Annotated in this window: 21 protein-coding genes; 11 read left to right on the top strand and 10 right to left on the bottom strand. The window is 66.7% G+C overall.

The annotated features are described in order from the left end of the window. Positions 1-179 precede the first annotated feature (179 nt). Genes ileS through RZN05_RS14015 form a run of 3 tightly spaced genes read left to right on the top strand, consistent with a single transcriptional unit; the run spans position 180 to position 3,986 of the window. Positions 180-3,065 carry an isoleucine--tRNA ligase gene (gene ileS / locus RZN05_RS14025; RefSeq protein ID WP_317227223.1) on the top strand — a complete coding sequence of 962 codons (2,886 nt, stop codon included), beginning with the start codon at positions 180-182 and terminating at the stop codon, positions 3,063-3,065. Further along, positions 3,065-3,580, top strand: a complete 516-nt coding sequence (lspA, locus tag RZN05_RS14020) for a signal peptidase II (protein ID WP_317227222.1) — start codon at positions 3,065-3,067, stop codon at positions 3,578-3,580. The genes ileS and lspA overlap by 1 nt, the downstream gene beginning before the upstream one ends. Then, complete coding sequence (locus RZN05_RS14015) at positions 3,573-3,986, top strand: DUF3035 domain-containing protein (RefSeq protein ID WP_317227221.1); 414 nt, start codon at positions 3,573-3,575, stop codon at positions 3,984-3,986. Before lspA ends, RZN05_RS14015 begins: the two co-directional genes overlap by 8 nt. Before the next feature lie 68 nt (positions 3,987-4,054). Here RZN05_RS14015 and RZN05_RS14010 read toward each other — a convergent pair whose 3' ends face one another. From RZN05_RS14010 to RZN05_RS13995, 4 genes are all read right to left on the bottom strand, one after another. Beyond that, positions 4,055-4,807, bottom strand: a complete 753-nt coding sequence (locus RZN05_RS14010) for a TorF family putative porin (protein WP_317227220.1) — start codon at positions 4,805-4,807, stop codon at positions 4,055-4,057. A gap of 186 nt (positions 4,808-4,993) precedes the next feature. Then, positions 4,994-5,461 carry a RidA family protein gene (locus RZN05_RS14005; RefSeq protein WP_317227219.1) on the bottom strand — a complete coding sequence of 156 codons (468 nt, stop codon included), beginning with the start codon at positions 5,459-5,461 and terminating at the stop codon, positions 4,994-4,996. A gap of 7 nt (positions 5,462-5,468) precedes the next feature. Beyond that, entirely contained in the window at positions 5,469-6,104 is a 636-nt protein-coding gene (locus RZN05_RS14000; RefSeq protein ID WP_317227218.1) for an HAD family hydrolase, read from the bottom strand. Beyond that, positions 6,101-6,367, bottom strand: coding sequence for a DUF3572 domain-containing protein (locus RZN05_RS13995; protein ID WP_317227217.1), 267 nt, complete (start codon positions 6,365-6,367; stop codon positions 6,101-6,103). Before RZN05_RS13995 ends, RZN05_RS14000 begins: the two co-directional genes overlap by 4 nt. Before the next feature lie 38 nt (positions 6,368-6,405). Here RZN05_RS13995 and RZN05_RS13990 point away from each other — a divergent pair, with 38 nt between their 5' ends. Beyond that, the gene (locus RZN05_RS13990) at positions 6,406-6,819 is read left to right on the top strand and encodes a response regulator (RefSeq protein WP_317227216.1); all 414 of its coding nucleotides are present in this window, start codon (positions 6,406-6,408) and stop codon (positions 6,817-6,819) included. Positions 6,820-6,973: 154 nt separating this feature from the next. On the opposite strand, the gene RZN05_RS13985 is transcribed toward RZN05_RS13990, so the two are convergent. The 3 genes from RZN05_RS13985 to RZN05_RS13975 all read right to left on the bottom strand — a co-directional run bounded on the left by RZN05_RS13985 (position 6,974) and on the right by RZN05_RS13975 (position 9,908). Further along, complete coding sequence (locus tag RZN05_RS13985) at positions 6,974-8,419, bottom strand: S41 family peptidase (RefSeq protein ID WP_317227215.1); 1,446 nt, start codon at positions 8,417-8,419, stop codon at positions 6,974-6,976. 81 nt (positions 8,420-8,500) lie between these two features. Next, positions 8,501-9,196: a uracil-DNA glycosylase gene (gene ung, locus RZN05_RS13980; protein WP_317227214.1), complete on the bottom strand. Its 696-nt coding sequence runs from the start codon at positions 9,194-9,196 to the stop codon at positions 8,501-8,503. A 31-nt stretch (positions 9,197-9,227) separates the two neighbouring features. Then, positions 9,228-9,908, bottom strand: coding sequence for an endonuclease III domain-containing protein (locus RZN05_RS13975; RefSeq protein ID WP_317227213.1), 681 nt, complete (start codon positions 9,906-9,908; stop codon positions 9,228-9,230). 131 nt (positions 9,909-10,039) lie between these two features. Here RZN05_RS13975 and RZN05_RS13970 point away from each other — a divergent pair, with 131 nt between their 5' ends. The 3 genes from RZN05_RS13970 to RZN05_RS13960 all read left to right on the top strand — a co-directional run bounded on the left by RZN05_RS13970 (position 10,040) and on the right by RZN05_RS13960 (position 11,306). Continuing rightward, positions 10,040-10,273 carry a hypothetical protein gene (locus tag RZN05_RS13970; protein ID WP_317227212.1) on the top strand — a complete coding sequence of 78 codons (234 nt, stop codon included), beginning with the start codon at positions 10,040-10,042 and terminating at the stop codon, positions 10,271-10,273. Positions 10,274-10,314: 41 nt separating this feature from the next. Next, positions 10,315-10,686 carry a tRNA-binding protein gene (locus RZN05_RS13965; RefSeq protein WP_317227211.1) on the top strand — a complete coding sequence of 124 codons (372 nt, stop codon included), beginning with the start codon at positions 10,315-10,317 and terminating at the stop codon, positions 10,684-10,686. Between the two features lie 65 nt (positions 10,687-10,751). Beyond that, positions 10,752-11,306 carry a carbohydrate binding domain-containing protein gene (locus tag RZN05_RS13960; RefSeq protein ID WP_317227210.1) on the top strand — a complete coding sequence of 185 codons (555 nt, stop codon included), beginning with the start codon at positions 10,752-10,754 and terminating at the stop codon, positions 11,304-11,306. A gap of 3 nt (positions 11,307-11,309) precedes the next feature. On the opposite strand, the gene ubiG is transcribed toward RZN05_RS13960, so the two are convergent. Further along, the gene (ubiG, locus tag RZN05_RS13955; protein WP_317227209.1) at positions 11,310-12,041 is read right to left on the bottom strand and encodes a bifunctional 2-polyprenyl-6-hydroxyphenol methylase/3-demethylubiquinol 3-O-methyltransferase UbiG; all 732 of its coding nucleotides are present in this window, start codon (positions 12,039-12,041) and stop codon (positions 11,310-11,312) included. Between the two features lie 58 nt (positions 12,042-12,099). Here ubiG and RZN05_RS13950 point away from each other — a divergent pair, with 58 nt between their 5' ends. The 4 genes from RZN05_RS13950 to RZN05_RS13935 all read left to right on the top strand — a co-directional run bounded on the left by RZN05_RS13950 (position 12,100) and on the right by RZN05_RS13935 (position 16,171). Beyond that, positions 12,100-13,380, top strand: coding sequence for an aspartate kinase (locus RZN05_RS13950; RefSeq protein ID WP_317227208.1), 1,281 nt, complete (start codon positions 12,100-12,102; stop codon positions 13,378-13,380). Positions 13,381-13,433: 53 nt separating this feature from the next. Continuing rightward, positions 13,434-14,240, top strand: a complete 807-nt coding sequence (locus tag RZN05_RS13945) for a transporter (RefSeq protein WP_317227207.1) — start codon at positions 13,434-13,436, stop codon at positions 14,238-14,240. Between the two features lie 77 nt (positions 14,241-14,317). Beyond that, entirely contained in the window at positions 14,318-15,091 is a 774-nt protein-coding gene (locus RZN05_RS13940; protein WP_317227206.1) for a hypothetical protein, read from the top strand. A gap of 48 nt (positions 15,092-15,139) precedes the next feature. Next, entirely contained in the window at positions 15,140-16,171 is a 1,032-nt protein-coding gene (locus RZN05_RS13935; protein ID WP_317227205.1) for an NAD(P)H-dependent flavin oxidoreductase, read from the top strand. A 2-nt stretch (positions 16,172-16,173) separates the two neighbouring features. On the opposite strand, the gene RZN05_RS13930 is transcribed toward RZN05_RS13935, so the two are convergent. After that, entirely contained in the window at positions 16,174-17,133 is a 960-nt protein-coding gene (locus RZN05_RS13930) for a hypothetical protein (RefSeq protein WP_317227204.1), read from the bottom strand. Then, the gene (locus tag RZN05_RS13925; protein WP_317227203.1) at positions 17,130-17,471 is read right to left on the bottom strand and encodes a PadR family transcriptional regulator; all 342 of its coding nucleotides are present in this window, start codon (positions 17,469-17,471) and stop codon (positions 17,130-17,132) included. Before RZN05_RS13925 ends, RZN05_RS13930 begins: the two co-directional genes overlap by 4 nt. Positions 17,472-17,566 lie beyond the last annotated feature (95 nt).

Below are 17,566 nucleotides of genomic sequence, written 5' to 3'. Positions count from 1 at the left end.
GATCAAGTTCGGCAAATGTTCTACTTCGGCTATACTCGGCCTCTCTCGCGCACGCCCGCGTGCGGGCGCGCACGAAGGACGAGTCAACTTGGTCAACTTCGTCGCGTTGACCGCCGCGCCACGCGACCCCTTCGCGAGGGATGACTTCCGCGCGGCCATCCTCTAATCGGCGCGGACCCATGACCGACACCACCGACTCCGCCCGCGACTGGCGCGACACCGTCTTCCTGCCGAAGACCGATTTCCCCATGAAGGCCGGGCTTGCCGCCAAGGAACCGGCGATCCTCGAGCGCTGGGCGAAGATCGGGCTCTACGCGAAGCTGCGCGAGGCCCGCGCCGGCCGCGAGACCTTCCTGCTCCACGACGGCCCACCCTATGCGAATGGCGACATTCACATGGGCCACGCGATGAACAAGATCCTCAAGGACATCGTCGTGCGCAGCCAGACCCTGCTCGGCAAGGACGCGCCCTACGTCCCCGGCTGGGACTGCCACGGCCTGCCGATCGAGTGGAAGGTCGAGGAAGCCTATCGCGCCAAGAAGCTCAACAAGGACGAAGTCGATCCCGTCGCCTTCCGCGCCGAATGCCGCGCTTATGCCGAGAAATGGGTCGCCGTGCAGCGCGGCCAGTTCGAGCGGCTCGGCGTGATGGGCGACTGGGCGACGCCGTATCTGACGATGAATTATCAGAGCGAGGCGATCATCGCCGGCGAGCTATTGAAGTTCGCCGAGAGCGGCCAGCTCTATCGCGGTGCGAAACCCGTGATGTGGTCGCCCGTCGAGAAAACCGCTTTGGCCGAGGCCGAGGTCGAATATGAGGACGTGGTGTCGACGCAGATCGACGTGGCGTTCGAGATCGTTGAGGCGCCAGGCGCCCGCGATCTGGAAGATGCGCACGCGGTGATCTGGACGACAACACCCTGGACCATACCCGTCAACCAAGCTTTGGCTTACGGGCCCGACATCGACTACGTAATGGTCCACATCAACTCGGCCGTGGGCAGCTCAGAGCGTCACAAGGCATCGCACTTTCTGGTTGCCGAGCAGTTGCTTGACCAGTTCTGGGCGCGTGTCGGCTCTCACGATCACATGGTCGTATGGCGCGGAAAGGGGTTGGCCCTTGAAGGTGCCGTCGCGCGCCACCCGATGCACAAGCTCGGCGGCTTCTTCGCCAGGCCGCGTCCGTTCCTCCCCGGCGACTTCGTCACCACCGACGCCGGCACCGGCCTCGTCCATATGGCGCCCGATCATGGCGAGGACGACTTCCTGCTGTGCAAGGCGCACGGCATCGATCCGGTGTTCGCGGTCGATGGCGCGGGGATGTATCGCGCCGATTGGCTGTGGCTCGGCGGCCAGGGTTCGGTGATCAACAAGAAGTTCACCGCCTCGGATGGCCCGATCTGCTCGGACCTCCGCGCGGCCGGCGCGCTGCTCGCGGCGTCGGACGATTTCGCGCACAGCTATCCGCATAGCTGGCGGAGCAAGGCCAAGATCATCTTCCGGGCGACGCCGCAGTGGTTCATCCCGATGGATTCTTGTTCTCCCTCTCCCCTCCGGGGAGAGGGTCGGGGAGAGGGGCCTATCGATGGCGCAAACCCTCTGCCCCTCTCCCAACCCTCTCCCCGGAGGGGAGAGGGCTTTGAAGGGGGGAACAACCCCACTCTCCGCGGCATCGCCCTCGACGCGATCGAGACCACCCGCTGGGTGCCCGAGCGCTCGCGCAACCGCATCCGCTCGATGGTCGAGGGGCGTCCCGACTGGGTGATCAGTCGCCAGCGCGCCTGGGGCGTGCCGATCGCGCTCTACGTCAACCGCGCGACCGGCGACTATCTCCGCGACGCGCAAGTCAACGCGCGCATCCTCCAGGCCTTCACCACCGGCGGCGCCGACGCCTGGTTCCAGGCCGATCACCAGGCGCTGCTCGGCGGGAAGTATGCGCTCGCCGACTATGAAGTGGTCACCGACATCCTCGACGTGTGGTTCGACAGCGGCTCGACGCACGCCTTCGTGGTCGAGGCGCGCTACGGCGAGGGCGCCCGTGCCGACCTCTATCTCGAAGGGTCGGACCAGCATCGCGGCTGGTTCCAGTCGTCGCTGCTCGAAAGCTGCGGCACGCGCGGGCAGGCGCCCTATGGCGCAGTGCTGACCCACGGCTTCGCGCTCGACGGCAAGGGCAAGAAGATGTCCAAGTCGCTCGGCAACGTCGTCGATCCGCTTAAGATCATCGGCGAGAGCGGCGCGGACATCCTGCGCCTGTGGGTCGCGCAGACCGACTATTTCGAGGACGTCCGCATCGGCAAGGAAGTCCTCGCCGGCACCGGCGACACCTATCGGAAGCTGCGCAACACCTTCCGCTATCTGCTCGGCGCCCTGGATGGCTTCGAGGAGAGCGAGAAGGTCGCGGTCGCCGAGATGCCCGAGCTCGAGCGCTACGTGCTCGCCAAGCTCGCCGAGCTCGACGCCGAACTGAAGGCCGCAGCGAACGATTTCGAGTTCAACCGCTACAGCCGCGCACTGACCGACTTCGCCAATGAGGATTTGTCGGCGTTTTTCTTCGATATCCGCAAGGACTGCCTCTATTGCGATGCACCGTCGGACCCGAAGCGCCGCGCGTATCGCACGGTGCTCGACACGCTCTTCCATGCTTTGGTCCGCTATGCCGCGCCGATCCTCGCCTTCACTGCCGAGGAAGTGTGGCAGGCCCGCTTCCCGAGCGAGGAAGGCTCGGTCCACCTGCTCGACTGGCCGGTGCTGCCCGAAGGCGCGGCGACCACCGCCGACTGGTCGGCGATCCGCGCGCTGCGCGTCCAGGTGACCGAGGCGATCGAGCCCTATCGCCGCGAAAAGAAGGTGCGTTCGAGCCTCGAGGCCGAAGTCACCGCGCCGGACCTGCCGGCGTCGGGCGACGACTTGGCCGAGCTGTTCATCGTGTCGAAAGTCACGCAGGCCGAAAGCGTCACGGTGACGCCTACGCAGCGCCACAAATGCGGGCGATGCTGGCGCCATCTTCCCGAGGTTGCGGAAGACGGGCTGCTGTGCGACCGCTGCGCCGGGGTGGTGAACTGATGAATCTGCGTGTGCTCGGGCTGCTCGTCGCGGCCCTCGTGTTCTTGGTCGACCAGGGCATGAAATATTACGTCACCGGGCCGCTGGGGCTCAACGTGCAGGATGCGTCGCTGACCGTGCTGCCGATCTTCGACCTGCGCTTCGTCAAGAATGTCGGGGTGTCGCTGGGGCTGCTGCCCGCGACCGGCAGCACGATGCGCTGGCTGCTGGTGGCGCTGACCGGGGCGATCGCCGCCGGCGTGTTGTGGTGGATGCTGCGCGAGCAGAAGAAGCCCGATGTGATCGCGCTGGGCCTCGTGCTCGGCGGCGCGCTGGGCAATATCCTGGATCGCACTCGGCTCGGCTATGTCGTCGATTTCGCCGATCTGCATTTCGGCGAGTGGCGCCCTTTTTTGGTCTTCAATGTCGCCGATGCGGCGATTACCATCGGCGTGCTGATCCTGTTGATCCGCGCCCTGTTCGTGCGCGATAAGGCCGGGCAAGCGCCCGCTGTGGAGAATGACGTCAATGCGTAAGTTGATCACCGTCGCTGCGGGCCTCGCGCTCGCCGGCTCGCTCTCCGCCTGCGGCAAGAACGGCTATGACCGCGCGCGCCCCGACGAATTCGCCGTCGCGCGCGCCGCGCCGCTGGTGATTCCGCCCGATTTCGCTTTGGTGCCGCCGCGGCCGGGTGCGCCGCGCCCGCAGGACACCACGCCGTCGAACCAGGCGCTCGACGCGCTGTTCGGCGGATCGCAGGCACGCAGCGCGTCGGAGAATGCCGCGCTCGACGCCGCCGGCCGCACCGTCGCCGAGCCGGGCGCGCGCAGCACTGCGGGCAGCCCGACCACCAACGTCGTCGACAAGGGCTCGACCACGCGCGACATCATCGCCGCCCCCGAGGGCGACGGCGCGGCCGCGCGAGCGACCACGCCGCAATAAGCCGGACAAGGAAAAGGCCGGCCTGCTCACTGGGAGTAGGCCGGCCTTTTCGTGTCCGGGGTGGACGCTCAGAAGCTGAGCGTCGCGTAGAACAGCACCTTGGGATCCGCGCCGATCGCATCGGCATAGTCGGCGTCGTTGGTAATGTCGGTATCGACATATTGGACGCCCAGCTTGACGAACTTGTGCACGATCTCGGCACCGAGCGACCAGTCGGTGTACTTGGCATCGGGGGCAAGGATGCCCAGCTGGCCGTCTGTGTGACCGATATGGCCGAGCAGGCTTACCGGGGTGTTGGGGATGCCGACGGTCAAGTCGCCGCGCAGATACAGGCTGTCCTGGTCGGCGAGGCCCGATTGACCGCTCCAGGCATAATTGGCGCCGACCTTGGCGGTGACCGGGCCGACGGTGTACATCACCGAGGCATAGGGCTCGAAGAAATCGGTATCGAGGCCGTCCGCGCCGCCCGGATAATAGTAATAGAGCATGCCCACATCGAAGCCGACGCCGCTGTCGAGCGTCTTGGTGTAGCCGGCGTAAAGGTCGATCTCGGCGTCGCCATAGCCCGGCAGCGACACCTCGTCATCGAGCGTGGACGCCCAAGTGCCGACATAGAGGCCCGATTCGTGATTGACGTTGACGGTGCCCTGGAGCGCGACCTTCTTGTCGGTCTGGGTCAGGCCGCGGAAGCGATAGTCCGAAGTGACCGTCACGCCCCCAGTTACGGTGACCGGCTTGGCGGGTTCGGCCTCGTCCTGCGCCAGCGCAGGCGTAGCGGCGGCGAGCATCAGCCCAGCAAGGGTGATCGTCAAATAGCGCATGGAATCCCTTTCTATTCGAATCGAAGGGTTCCCGCCTGCTGCCGGCGTCGCCTGCGTCTCCAGCCCAAGGGCGTGCGCGTGCTTGCGTTCGGCACAGAACCAGTGCCGCAACGCGCTGCGCCGCACAACAATATTTGCCGCTTTGTTGCTCGATCGTGAGGAACTGTTGCTGGTCGGCAACAGACGTCAGTTGCGAATCGCTACCACCGCGTCGATCTCGACCGCCGCACCGAGCGGCAGCGACGGTACGCTGACTGCGCTGCGCGCATGCCGACCGGCATCGCCGAACAGTGCCTGCATCAGCTCGGAGGCGCCGTTGGCGACCTTGGGCTGGTCGGTGAAGTCCGGAGTCGAATTGACGAACACCCCGAGTTTGACGATCCGCTCGACCCGAGAGAGATCGCCGCCCAGCGCCTTGCGGATCTGCGCGACGAGCATCAGCCCGCAGCGCTGCGCCGCCTCCTGGCCGAAGGCGAGGTCGCGGTCGTCGCCGAGCGTGCCCGTCATCACCGCGCCGTCCTTGAACGGGAGCTGGCCCGAGACATGGAGCAGCCCGCCCACCGCGACGGCGGGCACATAGGCGGCGATCGGCGCCGCGGCGTCGGGGAGGGAGAGGCCGAGCTCGGCCAGCTTCGCGTCGATTGCTTGGGTCATGCCGCGATCAACCATTCGCGGCATCGGCGGTCAACCCCGCGGCGAAGCGCGCCTCGATCCAGCCGCGCGCCTCGCGCCAATCGTCGATCCGGGCATGGGCATGCGGCGCCTCCGCGACGTGCCGGGCGATGTCCGGCTCGGCGACCATATGGAGCCGGTGGACCCACGGCGCGTGGCGCGCGACCGATTCGTGGTGATGCTCCAGATCGTCGACGAAAACGGTGACCGGATTGCCGAACTCGGCGACCAGCCGCGCTACCGGACCGCCCTTGCCGCCCTGGTTGCACTCGACGCGGTGTGCGATGCCGTGCGTGGCGAGCTGGGCTATGCGATGTTCGCGGCAATGATCCTTGAGGTTGGTCAGCACGACGATCTCGGCATGCTGCGCAAGCGCGGCCAGCGCCTCGCGCGCGTGGGGGACGAGCGTCTGGCGGTCCATCTGATCGGGGAAGAAGCCGTCGAGATAGTTCCACATCGTCTCGGCATCGACCAACGATTCGTCGGCGCGGCGGCGCATCGAATTGGTGAAATCGCTGCCATTGGGGCGGAAGTCGATGTCATGCGCCTCGCCGAGCCAGGTGCCGAAATGGCGGACCATGTGGAGCAGGACTTCGTCGCAATCGGTGATGAGCAGGGGTTTCATGCGTTCTCCAGCGTCGCGCGGGCGGCGACGAGATCGCCCGGTGCGACCGCCAGCGCTTGCGCGCAGGCGATCAGGTCGGGCTCGTACGATTCGAGGAAGCCGAGCGTCGCGGCGAGCAATGCCGGCTCGCCTGCACGGGCGCGCAGCTCGGCGGGATCGAGGCCTGTTAGATCGAGCAGTCGCGTCGCGCGGCTCGGTTCGCCGAGCGTCCACACGAGGGCTTGGAGCGCAATCGCCTCCGCATTTGTTTCCGTGCTCGGCATCGCCTAAACCGTCCCCAACTCTGCAAGAGGTTCTGCGCGTGGCAAAAAGGGTTCTCGTTGTCGAGGACAACGAACTCAATCTGAAGCTGTTCTGCGACTTGCTGCGCGCGCACGATTTTGCCGCGGAGCCGGTGGTCGACGGGCGCGAGGCCGTCGCCAAGGCGCGCGACTTCAGGCCCGACCTGATCGTGATGGACATCCAGATGCCGCACGTCACCGGATTCGACCTGATCCGCGAGATGAAGCTCGACGCCGAGCTGCGCGCGATCCCGATCATGGCGGTGACCGCCTATGCCGGCCGCGAGGACGAGGACCGCATCCGCGCGGCAGGGGCCAACGCCTATGTTTCCAAGCCGATCTCGCTGGTGCGGTTCATGGAGGAAGTGCGGGCGCTGGTGCCGGCGGAGGTGGAAGCCGAGCCCGACACGCCGCCGGAAGATTCGGAGACCTGAAACTCCCCTCCCTGCAAGGGAGGGGGTGGGGGTGGGTGTCGAGCGAAGCGAGCCCAACGAGCTGCATCGAATAAAAGAAAAGGCCGGGCGTCGAGCCCGACCTTTTCTACACCCACTCCTTGCCCCTCCCTTTCAGGGAGGGGGATCTCAGGAACTAGAACGCCCCCGGCACTTCGCGCTGAACGGTGCTCGGCCGTTCGGGAGTCAGCAGTTCCCGCACAGTCGCCGCCGAGCGCAGCGCCATCGCACCCTGCCCGCCAGTCGAGATCGCGGTGCAGCTCCGGCCGGCGAGAAAGTCCAGCGCCGCCTTGGTCGAGGCCTCGCGCGCGTCGCCCAGCGGATAGGCGACGTCGTCGCCCGCGCGGCAGCTCGCCTCGACAGTGCCGGCGAGGCCGCTGAAGTAATTGCCCTGTCGCGCGGCATTCTGCGTCGCGAAGGCGATCACGCGCAGCCGATCGTCGCACACGGCGCGGTCGAGCGCGATCTGACCGACCGGCTTGCCAAAGGTGTTGGTGCCGATCAGCGCGGCGTTGGCGTGGAGATAGGGAATGAAGGCGTTGACCACGAGTTCGCTTGCCGAGGCAGTGCCGCTGGTGCCGATGAACGCGATGCGGGTCGGCGCGATCGACTGGGTCTTTGGCTGGAAGAAGCGCGTTTCGTTCTCCGCCGCCTTTTCGGGGCGGAACGTCGTGTAGCTGAATACGTCGCTGGTCGCGCGGTTGGCGCCCATCAGGTCGCCCATCAGCTCGGCGATCGAGACGAGCCCCCCGCCATTGTAGCGCAGGTCGACAATCACTTCGGTGATCCCAGCCGCCTTGAACTGCGCGAACGCCGCACGCAGCGCCGGATCCGCGGTCGAGATGAAAGTGCGCAGGTTGACGTACCCCACCCTGCGGCCGCCATCGTCGAGGATCTTGGCGCCGTAGCGTGAGGAAACCGGAGTCAGCGTATAGTCTGCCTTGGCGACGCTGAGATCGCGGGTGCCGGCGGCGTCGGTGACGCGAAGGATGCGCGTGGTTCCTACGGTCGACGGGCCGAGCGCGTCGGTCACGCCCTGGGCACCGCTGCTCGCCATGATGGACGAAACCGTGCGCATATTGGCCGCACTGGTCCCGATCGCGACGATCTCGGCACCGCGATCGATTCCCGCGGCCAGCGCCGGCGTGTCTTCAAAGGCTTCGGCGACGAAGACACGCCCCGCGGTCGACTCGTACGAGAGGCGGACGCCGAACCCCGCACTCGATCCCGAGCTGTAATAGGCATTTTCCTCGGCGATCGAGGTGACGTAGGTGAAATAGCGGTCGCGGCCCTGCGAGCGCGCAGTCGCGGTCAGCGCGTCGATATAGTCGCCGACATTGGTGTAACCGGCAGGACTGAGGGTGGCGGGCAGCGTCTCGGGAAAGAGATACCATTCGCGCAGCTGCGCCGCGGCCCAGTCCTGACGGTCCCGCAGCGTGCATCCCGTGGTGGGTGGCGTTGGAGTCGGCGTCGAGCCGCCGCCGCTGATCGGCGGCATGACGACCGAGCCGCCGCCGCCGCTCCCGCCGCAGGCGGACAGGATCATCGCAAGGCTCAACACGGCAGCGGCAGGCTTGCGCATCGTCACTTCTTTCCCAGAGTGTACAGATACTTAGCATAATAGTCAGGCCGTGCCAGCCCCGCGACGAACGGGGGCGAAGGCCTATAATTCGGGAAGTGCCCAATCGATCGGCTTCTGGCCGCGACTCACGAGAAATTCGTTCGCCTTGGAGAAGTGCCGGCTGCCGAAGAATCCCGAATGCGCCGAGAGGGGCGAGGGGTGCGGGGCCTTGAGCACGAGATGCCGCCCGTCCTTGTCGGTCGAATCGACGAACGCCGCCTTCTTTTGCGCGTGGCTGCCCCAGAGCAGGAACACGACCGGCTCGGCACGCGCGTTGACCAGCCGGATTACCGCGTCGGTGAACCGCTCCCAGCCCCGCCCCTGGTGCGATGCGGCCATGCTCATCTGGACGGTAAGCACGGCGTTGAGCAGCAGCACACCCTGCTCAGCCCAATGTTCGAGAAAGCCGTGGCGCGCGCGCGGGATGCCGAGATCGGTCTCCATCTCCTTGTAGATGTTGACCAGGCTCGGCGGGGTGCGGACGCCGGGCTTGACCGAGAAACACAGGCCGTGCGCCTGGCCCTCGCCATGATACGGATCCTGGCCGAGGATGACGACGCGCACATCCTCGAGCGGGGTCAGGTCGAGCGCGCGGAACCACTCGCTGCCCGCCGGGAAGATGCGCTTGCCCGCTGCCTTCTCGGCAACGAGGAACTGGCGCAGTGTCGCCATGTACGGATCGGCGAACTCGCCTTTCAGCGGTTCGAGCCAGCTTGGATGCAATTTGACCTCGGCCATGGCTTCCGTGTCCGAAAGCCCGGAGGCGCTGTCAATGCGAACGGCAATCGGCGCGAAGCGGGCAGCCGGCGCAATCGGCCGCGTCTAAGCGGCACAGCGTCTGCCCGAGCTTCTTGGTGGCGATATGGAAGTCGAGGAAATCGCGGCCCTGCCATTCGGGCATCGCCGCGGTCACTGCCTCGCTCGCCGCGCGCGCCTCGGCGTGATGGGAGACGAATCCCAGCCGCTGGAGCACCCGCAACACATGGCTGTCGACGATCAGCACCGGGCGATCGAGCGTGCTGCCGTTGAGCGTCGCGGCGGCGACCTTCCGGCCGACGCCGGGCAGACGCTCGAGCCAGGCGAGCGCTTCCTCAAGCGGTGGCGGCCCGAGAAAGCCCAGGTCGAAGCCCTTGCGCTCCACCGCGATCCGCTCGAGCGCGTCGACGACATAGCCCGCCTTGTCCTCGGCATGGGTGACCCCGCCGATGCAGCGCAGCACTTCGTCGCGCCCCGCCGCAAGCACGCGGCCGGGCGTCCCGAACGCGGCGACCAGCCTGTCATAGGCGGCGAGCGAGACGCCGTCGCGCGTCCGCCCGCTGATCATCGACTTGACCAGCGCGCCGATCGGCGAACGGCGCGGCAACGGCCCGGCCAGCGCGCGTATCGGCGCCAGCGCCCGCTGCCAGCGGATCAGATCGTCGTGCCCGTTGAAACCGAACCCCGATTGCATTTCAAGGATATGAAACATAAAGTGAACATCCGCAATAGCGCCGCCCGCTCGTTGGCTTGCTCCCGTCACGCGCCGCGCTAGGTTCGTGCGAAACCAGCGGAGAGAATGATGTGGAGCTTTTGTACGTCGCCATGAGCCTTGTGATCGCTTGCAGTGCCTCGGCGAGCGCGCAGGATGCGCCGGCGGCCGAAGCCCCCAAGCCCGTTGCGGAGAAGAAGGTCTGCCGTTCGGTCACGCCCACGGGCAGTGTGATGGCGAAGCGCATCTGCCTCAGCCGCGAGGAGTGGAAGGAGTTCGACCGCGCCTATGAGCGCCAGAACGCGGCTTTCCGCGAAGGCCAGGCACGCGGCAATCCCAACCAGTAATCGCGGCTTGACGGCGCGGCGGCGAGTTGGTTCGAGACGCCATGCACATGACTCACGACGCATCGGCCCCGGCGGCGGAAACCATCGGCTTCGACCAGTTCCTTGCGGTCGACATCCGCGTCGGCACGATCGTCGAGGCGCTGCCCTTTCCCGAGGCGCGGAAGCCGGCGTACAAGCTGGTGATCGATTTCGGGCCGACGATCGGACGGAAGCGCTCCTCGGCGCAGATCACCGAGCATTACGCGATCGAGGAACTGCCGGGGATGCAGGTGGCGGCCGTGGTCAACTTCCCGCCGCGGCAGATCGGGCCAGTGATGTCGGAAGTGCTGACGCTCGGCTTTCCCGACGCCGAGGGCAAGGTCGTGCTGTTCCGGCCCACCACTCCCGTCCCGAACGGAGGCAGGCTGTTCTGAACGTTTGCCGTTGACGGCAAGGCGGCGCGGCATAGTCTCTCCCTCAAATATAAGGAGGGGGAATCATGAACGTGCGGATCGCACTCGCGCTGGGGGCGGCGCTGCCTGCCTTGTTCGCCGTGCCGGGGATCGCGCAGCAGGCGCAGACGGGCGACGATGCGCTCGCTGAGAAGGTGATCAACAACACCGATCCGGCGAGCTTCCAGACCTATGGCCTGACGCCCGCGGCCAAGACCGTCGCCGACAAGGCGGTGCAAGGCGGCAAGGCGCTGCGAATCCCGGTGACGGGCAGCGGCAATCCGTGGAGCATCGGGGTCAACGTGCCGCTGACCAAGCCGGTCAAGGCGGGGGACAGGATCATCGTCGCCTTCTACGCCAGGCTGAGCCAGGCGGCGGCGCCGAGCGCCAAGCTCAACGCCCAGCTCCAGCTCTCGGCGGCGCCCTATAGCGCGATCTTCGCCAAGGGCTTCGACGTGACGGCGGAGTGGCAGTTCCTTCAGTTCGCTGGCAAGGCCGACAAGGCGTACCCCGCGGGGGCGATCACCGCGGCATTCCACGTCAATACCGGCAACCATGTCCTTGATCTCGGCCCGGTCGCGGTGTTGGACATGGGGCAGTAGCGCTCAGACCCTGCGCGCGGTGACCAGATAGTCGAGACTGGTGTCGTCGCGCAACACGAAGCCGCGCGCGGGCGAGAAGCCAAGCCCGCGCAGGTCGCCGACCTGTAAGCCGGCGGCTTCGAGCAGCGCGGTCAGTTCGTCGGGGGTGAGGAATTGGTGCCAGTCGTGCGTCCCCTTCGGGATCGCGCCGGTGCCTTCGCCCAGGGTGATCATCGCGAGGTGCGATGATGCCGTACGATTCGGGGTCGAAAGGACCATCAGGCCGCCCGGGGCGAGCGCATCGGCCAGGCCGGCAATGAACGCGCCGGGATCCGAGACGTGTTCGATGACTTCCATCGAGGTGACGAGATCGAAGCGGCGGCTGGGCAGGTCCTCGATCCCGCCGGCGACATAGTCGATGTCGAGTCCGACCGCGGCGGCGTGGGCGCGGGCGGCGCCGATATTTTCTGGCGCTGCGTCGAGCCCGGTTACCCTTGCCCCCAGCCGGGCGAGCGGCTCGGCGAGCAACCCGGCGCCGCAGCCGACATCGAGCGCGGTCCTGCCGGCGAGCGGCGCGAACGACATGCCGTCGCTGTCGAAATGCGCGTCGGTCACTTCGCGCAGATAGGCGAGCCGCGCCGGATTGAGCCGGTGCAGCATCGCCGACGATCCGCGCGGATTCCACCAGTCCGCGGCGAGCTTGCCGAAATGCTCAGCTTCACCGGGGTCAATAGTTGCTTTGGTTGCGTTCGCCATGGCCGCCTCCTATCAGGCCGGTCCATCCTACCCAAGGCCCGGAAAACAAGCACCCGACATGGCACGCATCGTGATGAAGTTCGGCGGCACCTCGATGGCCGGCATCGAGCGGATCCGCAGTGTGGCGGCGCGCGTCAAACGCGAATGGGACGCCGGCAACGAAGTTGCGGTGGTCGTCTCGGCGATGGCGGGGGACACCGACCGGCTGGTCAATTTCTGCCGCGAGGCGAGTTCGCTCTACGATCCGCGCGAATATGACGTGGTCGTCTCCAGCGGCGAGCAAGTCACCTCTGGGCTGCTCGCCGTCGCGCTCCAGTCGATCGGCGTGCCCGCGCGTTCGTGGCTCGGCTCGCAGGTGGCGATCCACACCGACGCGGCGCACGCCAAGGCGCGCATCCAGTCGATCGATTCGACCGGACTTGAGGAAGGCTGGAGCCGCGGCGAAGTCGCGGTGATCCCAGGCTTTCAGGGCATCACCGACGATGGCAGCAACCGCATCACGACGCTCGGCCGCGGCGGATCGGACACGTCGGCGGTGGCGGTGGCGGCGGCGGTGAAGGCCGATCGCTGCGACATCTACACCGATGTCGACGGCGTCTACACCACCGACCCGCGCATCGTGCCGCGCGCGCGGAAGCTCAAGAAGGTGACGTACGAAGAGATGCTGGAGCTCGCCAGCGTCGGGGCCAAGGTGCTCCAGACGCGCTCGGTGGGGCTGGCGATGAAGGAACAGGTCCGCGTCCAGGTGCTGTCGTCGTTCACCGGCGACGATGCACCGATGGCGGACACGCTGCCCGGGACGATGATCGTGGGCGAAGAGGAGATTCAGGACGTGGAAAGCCAGCTCATCACGGGCATCGCGCACGACAAGAACGAAGCCAAGATCACGCTGGTCGCGGTGCCCGACAAGCCCGGCGCAGTGGCATCGATCTTCACACCGCTCGCCGAAGCCAACATCAACGTCGACATGATCATCCAGAACATCGCGCACCAGAGCGCGGGTTCGGCGAGCGCGACCGACGTGACCTTTACCGTGCCTGCGGCGGACCTGGCGCGCTCGATCGAGACGCTCAACCAGTCCAAAAGCGACATCGGCTTTGCCGAGCTGATCCAGGATACGCGCGTCGCCAAGATCTCGGTGGTCGGCGTGGGGATGCGCAGCCATGCCGGCGTCGCCGCGACGATGTTCACCACGCTCGGCGCACGCGGGATCAACATCCAGGCGATCACCACCAGCGAGATCAAGGTCTCGGTGCTGATCAACGAGGACGAAACCGAGCTGGCGGTGCGCGTGCTCCACACGGCATATGGGCTCGACGCCGAGGATATCGCGGTCTGAGCAACCATTTGCCGCGTGCGGACTTCTGCTTCCGGGTCGTGATGGGAGCAGCCATGCGGATTACCGTCCAACTCGCAGCGGCCGGGCTCATCGCCATCGGCAGCATCGGCGTGGCGCAGGCACAGGAATCGCGCGCCTTCTGCGCCGACCGACCCGGGCTCGGCACGCCGAGCTGCACCGTCGACACTGGCCATATCCTGGTCGAGACGGGCGCGGTCGACTGGACGCTGGAACGCGATTCCGGGACGCGCACCGATACGTTCGAGGCCGGCGACCTTCTCGTTCGTGCCGGACTGACCGGGACGCTCGAGGCGCAGATCGGCTGGACCGCGTTCGGCCATGTCCGCGAGCGCGACGCGACCGGCGCCGTTTCGCACGCGAGCGGCACCGGCGACATCCGCGTCGCGCTGCGCCAGAACGTCGCCAATCCGGACGGGTCGGGCTTCTCGCTCGCGGTGATGCCGTTTGGGACGTTGCCGGTTGGCGGCGAGGCGATCGGCGCGGGTGATTGGGGCGCCGGCGTAATCATGCCGGTCCATTTCGACCTCACCAACGCGGTCGAGCTGTTGCTCACGCCAAAGATCGAAGCCGCAGTCGACCAGGATCGGCACGGGCGCCATTTGGCCTATGGCAGCGTCGTCGGGCTCGAAACTCCGCTTTCGGATACGCTGGGCGCCGCGCTCGAAGCCCAGATGACACGCGACGACGATCCGCTGGAAGCCCATACCGAGGCGCTGGCCAGCCTGTCGCTGGAGTTGCAGCCCAGCGACGATCTCCAGTTCGACGCTGGCGCGGTCGCAGGGCTCAATTCCCAAAGCCCCGATGTCGAACTCTATATCGGGATAGCACGGCGCTTCTGATCGTGGGGGGCTGACATTTTTCCGCCGCATCGGCACGGCATCGCTCGCCTGCCTTGCCGTTAGACGATTCAATCAAAATGCGCCCGAGCGCTTCCGAACGGCTGCGCGCATCGCTGGGGCAGCGCGGCGTCGCATTCGTGCTCGCGCTCGTCGTGGAGCTGGGGCTGGCCCTGCTGCTGTGGTTCATGGCGCCCCCACTCTTCGAGAAGAAGCCGCCGCCGACCACTACGGTATTCGGGATCGATACGGCTCCGGGCGATACCGAACAGCCGCAGCGCACTGAGCAGAAAAAGGCGGACTCGAAGAGCCAGACCCGCGAGCGCGTACGCGAAGTCCAGCCCCGCCCGGTCGAGCCCCCGCCCGAGCCCGAGCCGCCCGCCGAACCCGTCCCCGAGACCTTCATCCGGATGACCCGGCGCGATTATGCGGCCGCCGACATCAAGGGAATGAAGTCCGGTGCTCCCTCGGCCCCCGCCGATGTAGGCGAAGCCTCTGGCGGGGGGAGCCGCCCCGGCGACACCGCGATCGTCGGCAAGGCGCCCAATGGCGAGCCGCTCTACGCGGCCGCCTGGTATCGCCGGCCGACACATGCCGAGCTTGCGCCCTATCAGTCGCGGCGCGCCCTGGGTCCGGGCTGGGGGCTGATCGCATGCCGTACGGTGGCGAACCATCGTGTCGAGGACTGTCAGGAAGTCGCGGAGGGCCCGCGCGGATCAGGCTATGCCGGCTCGGTGCGTCAGGCCGCCTGGCAATTCCGCGTCCGCGCGCCGCGCGTGGGTGGCAAGGAACTGACCGGCACCTGGGTGAGCATTCGCATCACCTATGGCCAGGTGGACTCCGATCCCGACTGAGCGTTGCCGCTTGCCGGAATGCTGCTCCCGGCGCTAGGCCCTGCCGCCATGACTGATACAAGCACGATCGGCGCCGAGCGCCTGGCCCGACGCATGGCGCGCGGACGCGAATTTCTGGGCAGCGAGGTTGCGATCCTGTGCGGCGCGATGTCGTGGGTAAGCGAGCGCAACCTCGTCGCGGCGATGTCCAATGCCGGCGGGTTCGGGCTGATCGCGTGCGGCGCGATGACGCCCGAGCTGCTCGACAAGGAAATCGCGGGCACCAAAACGCTGACGGACAAGCCGTTCGGCGTCAACCTGATCACGATGCACCCGCAGCTGCTCGAACTGATCGCGGTGTGCAAGAAGCATGATGTGACTCACGTCGTACTGGCGGGCGGGCTGCCCCCGGCGGGTAGCCTGGAGGCGATCAAGGAATTCGGTGCCAAGCTCATCTGCTTCGCCCCGGCGCTGAGCCTCGCCAAGAAGCTGATCCGTTCGGGCGTCGATGCGCTGGTGGTCGAGGGGATGGAGGCCGGCGGGCATATCGGCCCGGTCTCGACCAGCGTGCTGGCACAGGAGATCCTGCCCGAGGTTTCCGAGCAGGTCCCCGTGTTCGTCGCGGGCGGGATCGGCCGCGGCGAGGCGATCGCGGGCTATCTCGACCAGGGCGCGGCAGGGGTCCAGCTCGGCACGCGCTTCGTCTGCGCGACCGAGAGCATCGCGCACGCCAATTTCAAGAAGGCGTTCATTCGCGCCTCGGCCCGCGACGCGACCGCCAGCGTCCAGATCGATCCGCGGCTTCCCGTCATTCCGGTGCGCGCGCTCAAGAATGCCGGCGGCGAGCTGTTCACGGCCAAGCAGCGCGAAGTCGCGCAGCTGCTCGACGAGGGCAAGCTCGAGATGATGGAGGCCCAGCTCCAGATCGAGCATTATTGGGCGGGCGCGCTGCGCCGCGCGGTGATCGACGGCGATGTCGAGCACGGGTCGGTAATGGCGGGCCAGTCGGTCGGCATGGTCAAGAAGGAAGAGCCGGTCGCCCAGATCATCGCGACTCTGATGGCCGAGGCCGCGCACGCGCTGGAGAAGCGGGCGGCCTGAGCTCAGCGAAGCTCCCTATACAGCTGCCAGAGTTCCTTCGCGCATTCGAAGATCGTGAGTGCGGCGACGGCGATCACGGCGACCGTGAACCCCTTGTCGAGGCCGTTCTGGACCTGCGCGACTTGGTCTGCGTCGGCGCCGGTGACGATGACGATCCGCCCGGCCTCGTGCAGCACTTTGGCGATGGCCAGCGTGCCGGCGGCGCAGCCGAGGATAACCATAGCACGGAGCGGCCGCCACGAAGGACGCAGTATGTCGATCAGGGTAAGTACGATTCGCGCCGCCACCAGAGCGGTCACTGGCCAGTAAAGCGCGATCCATACCGGCGCACCCGTTACATTGATCGCGGCATCGTGCGGCAGGAGGGCGATCGGGAAGGCGCCTGTCCACCAAGCGAGGAACGTCACGCCGAAGGCAAGCTGGAATACCGATTCCCAGCGCTTGCGCGGCGGCATGTCGAGCCGGAGCTTCGGCAGATCGGGCAGGTCCTCGGGCTTCCATCGCGCGAGATAGTCGTCGAGCCATCCGGTTCGCTCGATCACGGCAAAAGCCAGCGTAACCAGCGCCGCGTTGAGAAGAAGCGACGACCCGGCACCGGCCACGCCCTGCCAAAGCACTCGCATCAACGGCTGCCCAACAAGAAAGCGCCCGCCAATTTGCACTGCCTCCGCCACCGCGACCACGGCGAGCACGATCCGCAGGACGAACCAATAGAAAGGAAAGACCTCCGCCCCGATCAGCGCGCGCTGGCCGTGATACTGGCCGGCGACTACGATCGGGTGGCCGAATTCGCGCAGCAAGGCGCTGACTTCGTCGCGCGCCAGCGGGCGCCCCAAACTTTCCTCGCGATCCTCAACCCGCGCCGCGATCAGGTCCGCGAGCTCCGCCACGATGTCGTCAGCCTTGGCAGCAGGGAGGTTCCAGCGCACTGCGCCGAGATAGCGGTCAATGACATCCATCATTTGTCTCCCTGCGTCAGGCGGAGGATCGATTCGGAAATGGCATTCCACTCGGCGAGCAACTGGCCGAGCACCGTGAGGCCGACCGAGGTGAGCCGGTAGAAGCGCTTGTTGCGCTTGGCCTCCTCGCGCCATTCGCTGGTCAGCAACCCCTGGGCTTCGAGCCGGCGCAGCAGTGGGTAAAGCGCGCCTTCGTCGATCGGCAGCCCTGCCTCCTCGAGGCTGGTGCGCAACGTATAGCCGTAGCGCTCCTCGCGCAGCGCACCGAGCACGGCCAGCACCAGAGACCCGCGCCGAAGCTCGACGCGCAGCTTTTCGAACATGTCGTCTTCGATGGGCACTGCCGTGTCTCACATGGTATGCGTTACACACTGTATAATACACAGTAAGTGCACACGCAAGGGGTATCGGATTTTGTGAGAGAACCCCGGGCCGG

The sequence above is a fragment of the Sphingomonas sp. HF-S4 genome (genome assembly GCF_032911445.1).
Classification (GTDB): Bacteria; Pseudomonadota; Alphaproteobacteria; order Sphingomonadales; family Sphingomonadaceae; genus Sphingomonas; species Sphingomonas agrestis.
This window is presented reverse-complemented; position numbering and strand designations above follow the sequence as displayed.

Coding starts and splice junctions, on each gene's coding strand:
- ileS (WP_317227223.1), top strand. CDS start 180: ATGACCGACACCACCGACTCCGCCCGCGACTGGCGCGACACCGTCTTC.
- RZN05_RS13960 (WP_317227210.1), top strand. CDS start 10,752: ATGAACGTGCGGATCGCACTCGCGCTGGGGGCGGCGCTGCCTGCCTTG.
- RZN05_RS13940 (WP_317227206.1), top strand. CDS start 14,318: ATGCGCCCGAGCGCTTCCGAACGGCTGCGCGCATCGCTGGGGCAGCGC.
- RZN05_RS14015 (WP_317227221.1), top strand. CDS start 3,573: ATGCGTAAGTTGATCACCGTCGCTGCGGGCCTCGCGCTCGCCGGCTCG.
- RZN05_RS13965 (WP_317227211.1), top strand. CDS start 10,315: ATGCACATGACTCACGACGCATCGGCCCCGGCGGCGGAAACCATCGGC.
- RZN05_RS13970 (WP_317227212.1), top strand. CDS start 10,040: ATGAGCCTTGTGATCGCTTGCAGTGCCTCGGCGAGCGCGCAGGATGCG.
- RZN05_RS13945 (WP_317227207.1), top strand. CDS start 13,434: ATGCGGATTACCGTCCAACTCGCAGCGGCCGGGCTCATCGCCATCGGC.
- RZN05_RS13995 (WP_317227217.1), bottom strand. CDS start 6,367: ATGCCGAGCACGGAAACAAATGCGGAGGCGATTGCGCTCCAAGCCCTC.
- RZN05_RS14000 (WP_317227218.1), bottom strand. CDS start 6,104: ATGAAACCCCTGCTCATCACCGATTGCGACGAAGTCCTGCTCCACATG.
- RZN05_RS13950 (WP_317227208.1), top strand. CDS start 12,100: ATGGCACGCATCGTGATGAAGTTCGGCGGCACCTCGATGGCCGGCATC.
- RZN05_RS13985 (WP_317227215.1), bottom strand. CDS start 8,419: ATGCGCAAGCCTGCCGCTGCCGTGTTGAGCCTTGCGATGATCCTGTCC.
- RZN05_RS13930 (WP_317227204.1), bottom strand. CDS start 17,133: ATGATGGATGTCATTGACCGCTATCTCGGCGCAGTGCGCTGGAACCTC.
- RZN05_RS14010 (WP_317227220.1), bottom strand. CDS start 4,807: ATGCGCTATTTGACGATCACCCTTGCTGGGCTGATGCTCGCCGCCGCT.
- lspA (WP_317227222.1), top strand. CDS start 3,065: ATGAATCTGCGTGTGCTCGGGCTGCTCGTCGCGGCCCTCGTGTTCTTG.
- ubiG (WP_317227209.1), bottom strand. CDS start 12,041: ATGGCGAACGCAACCAAAGCAACTATTGACCCCGGTGAAGCTGAGCAT.
- RZN05_RS14005 (WP_317227219.1), bottom strand. CDS start 5,461: ATGACCCAAGCAATCGACGCGAAGCTGGCCGAGCTCGGCCTCTCCCTC.
- RZN05_RS13935 (WP_317227205.1), top strand. CDS start 15,140: ATGACTGATACAAGCACGATCGGCGCCGAGCGCCTGGCCCGACGCATG.
- ung (WP_317227214.1), bottom strand. CDS start 9,196: ATGGCCGAGGTCAAATTGCATCCAAGCTGGCTCGAACCGCTGAAAGGC.
- RZN05_RS13975 (WP_317227213.1), bottom strand. CDS start 9,908: ATGCAATCGGGGTTCGGTTTCAACGGGCACGACGATCTGATCCGCTGG.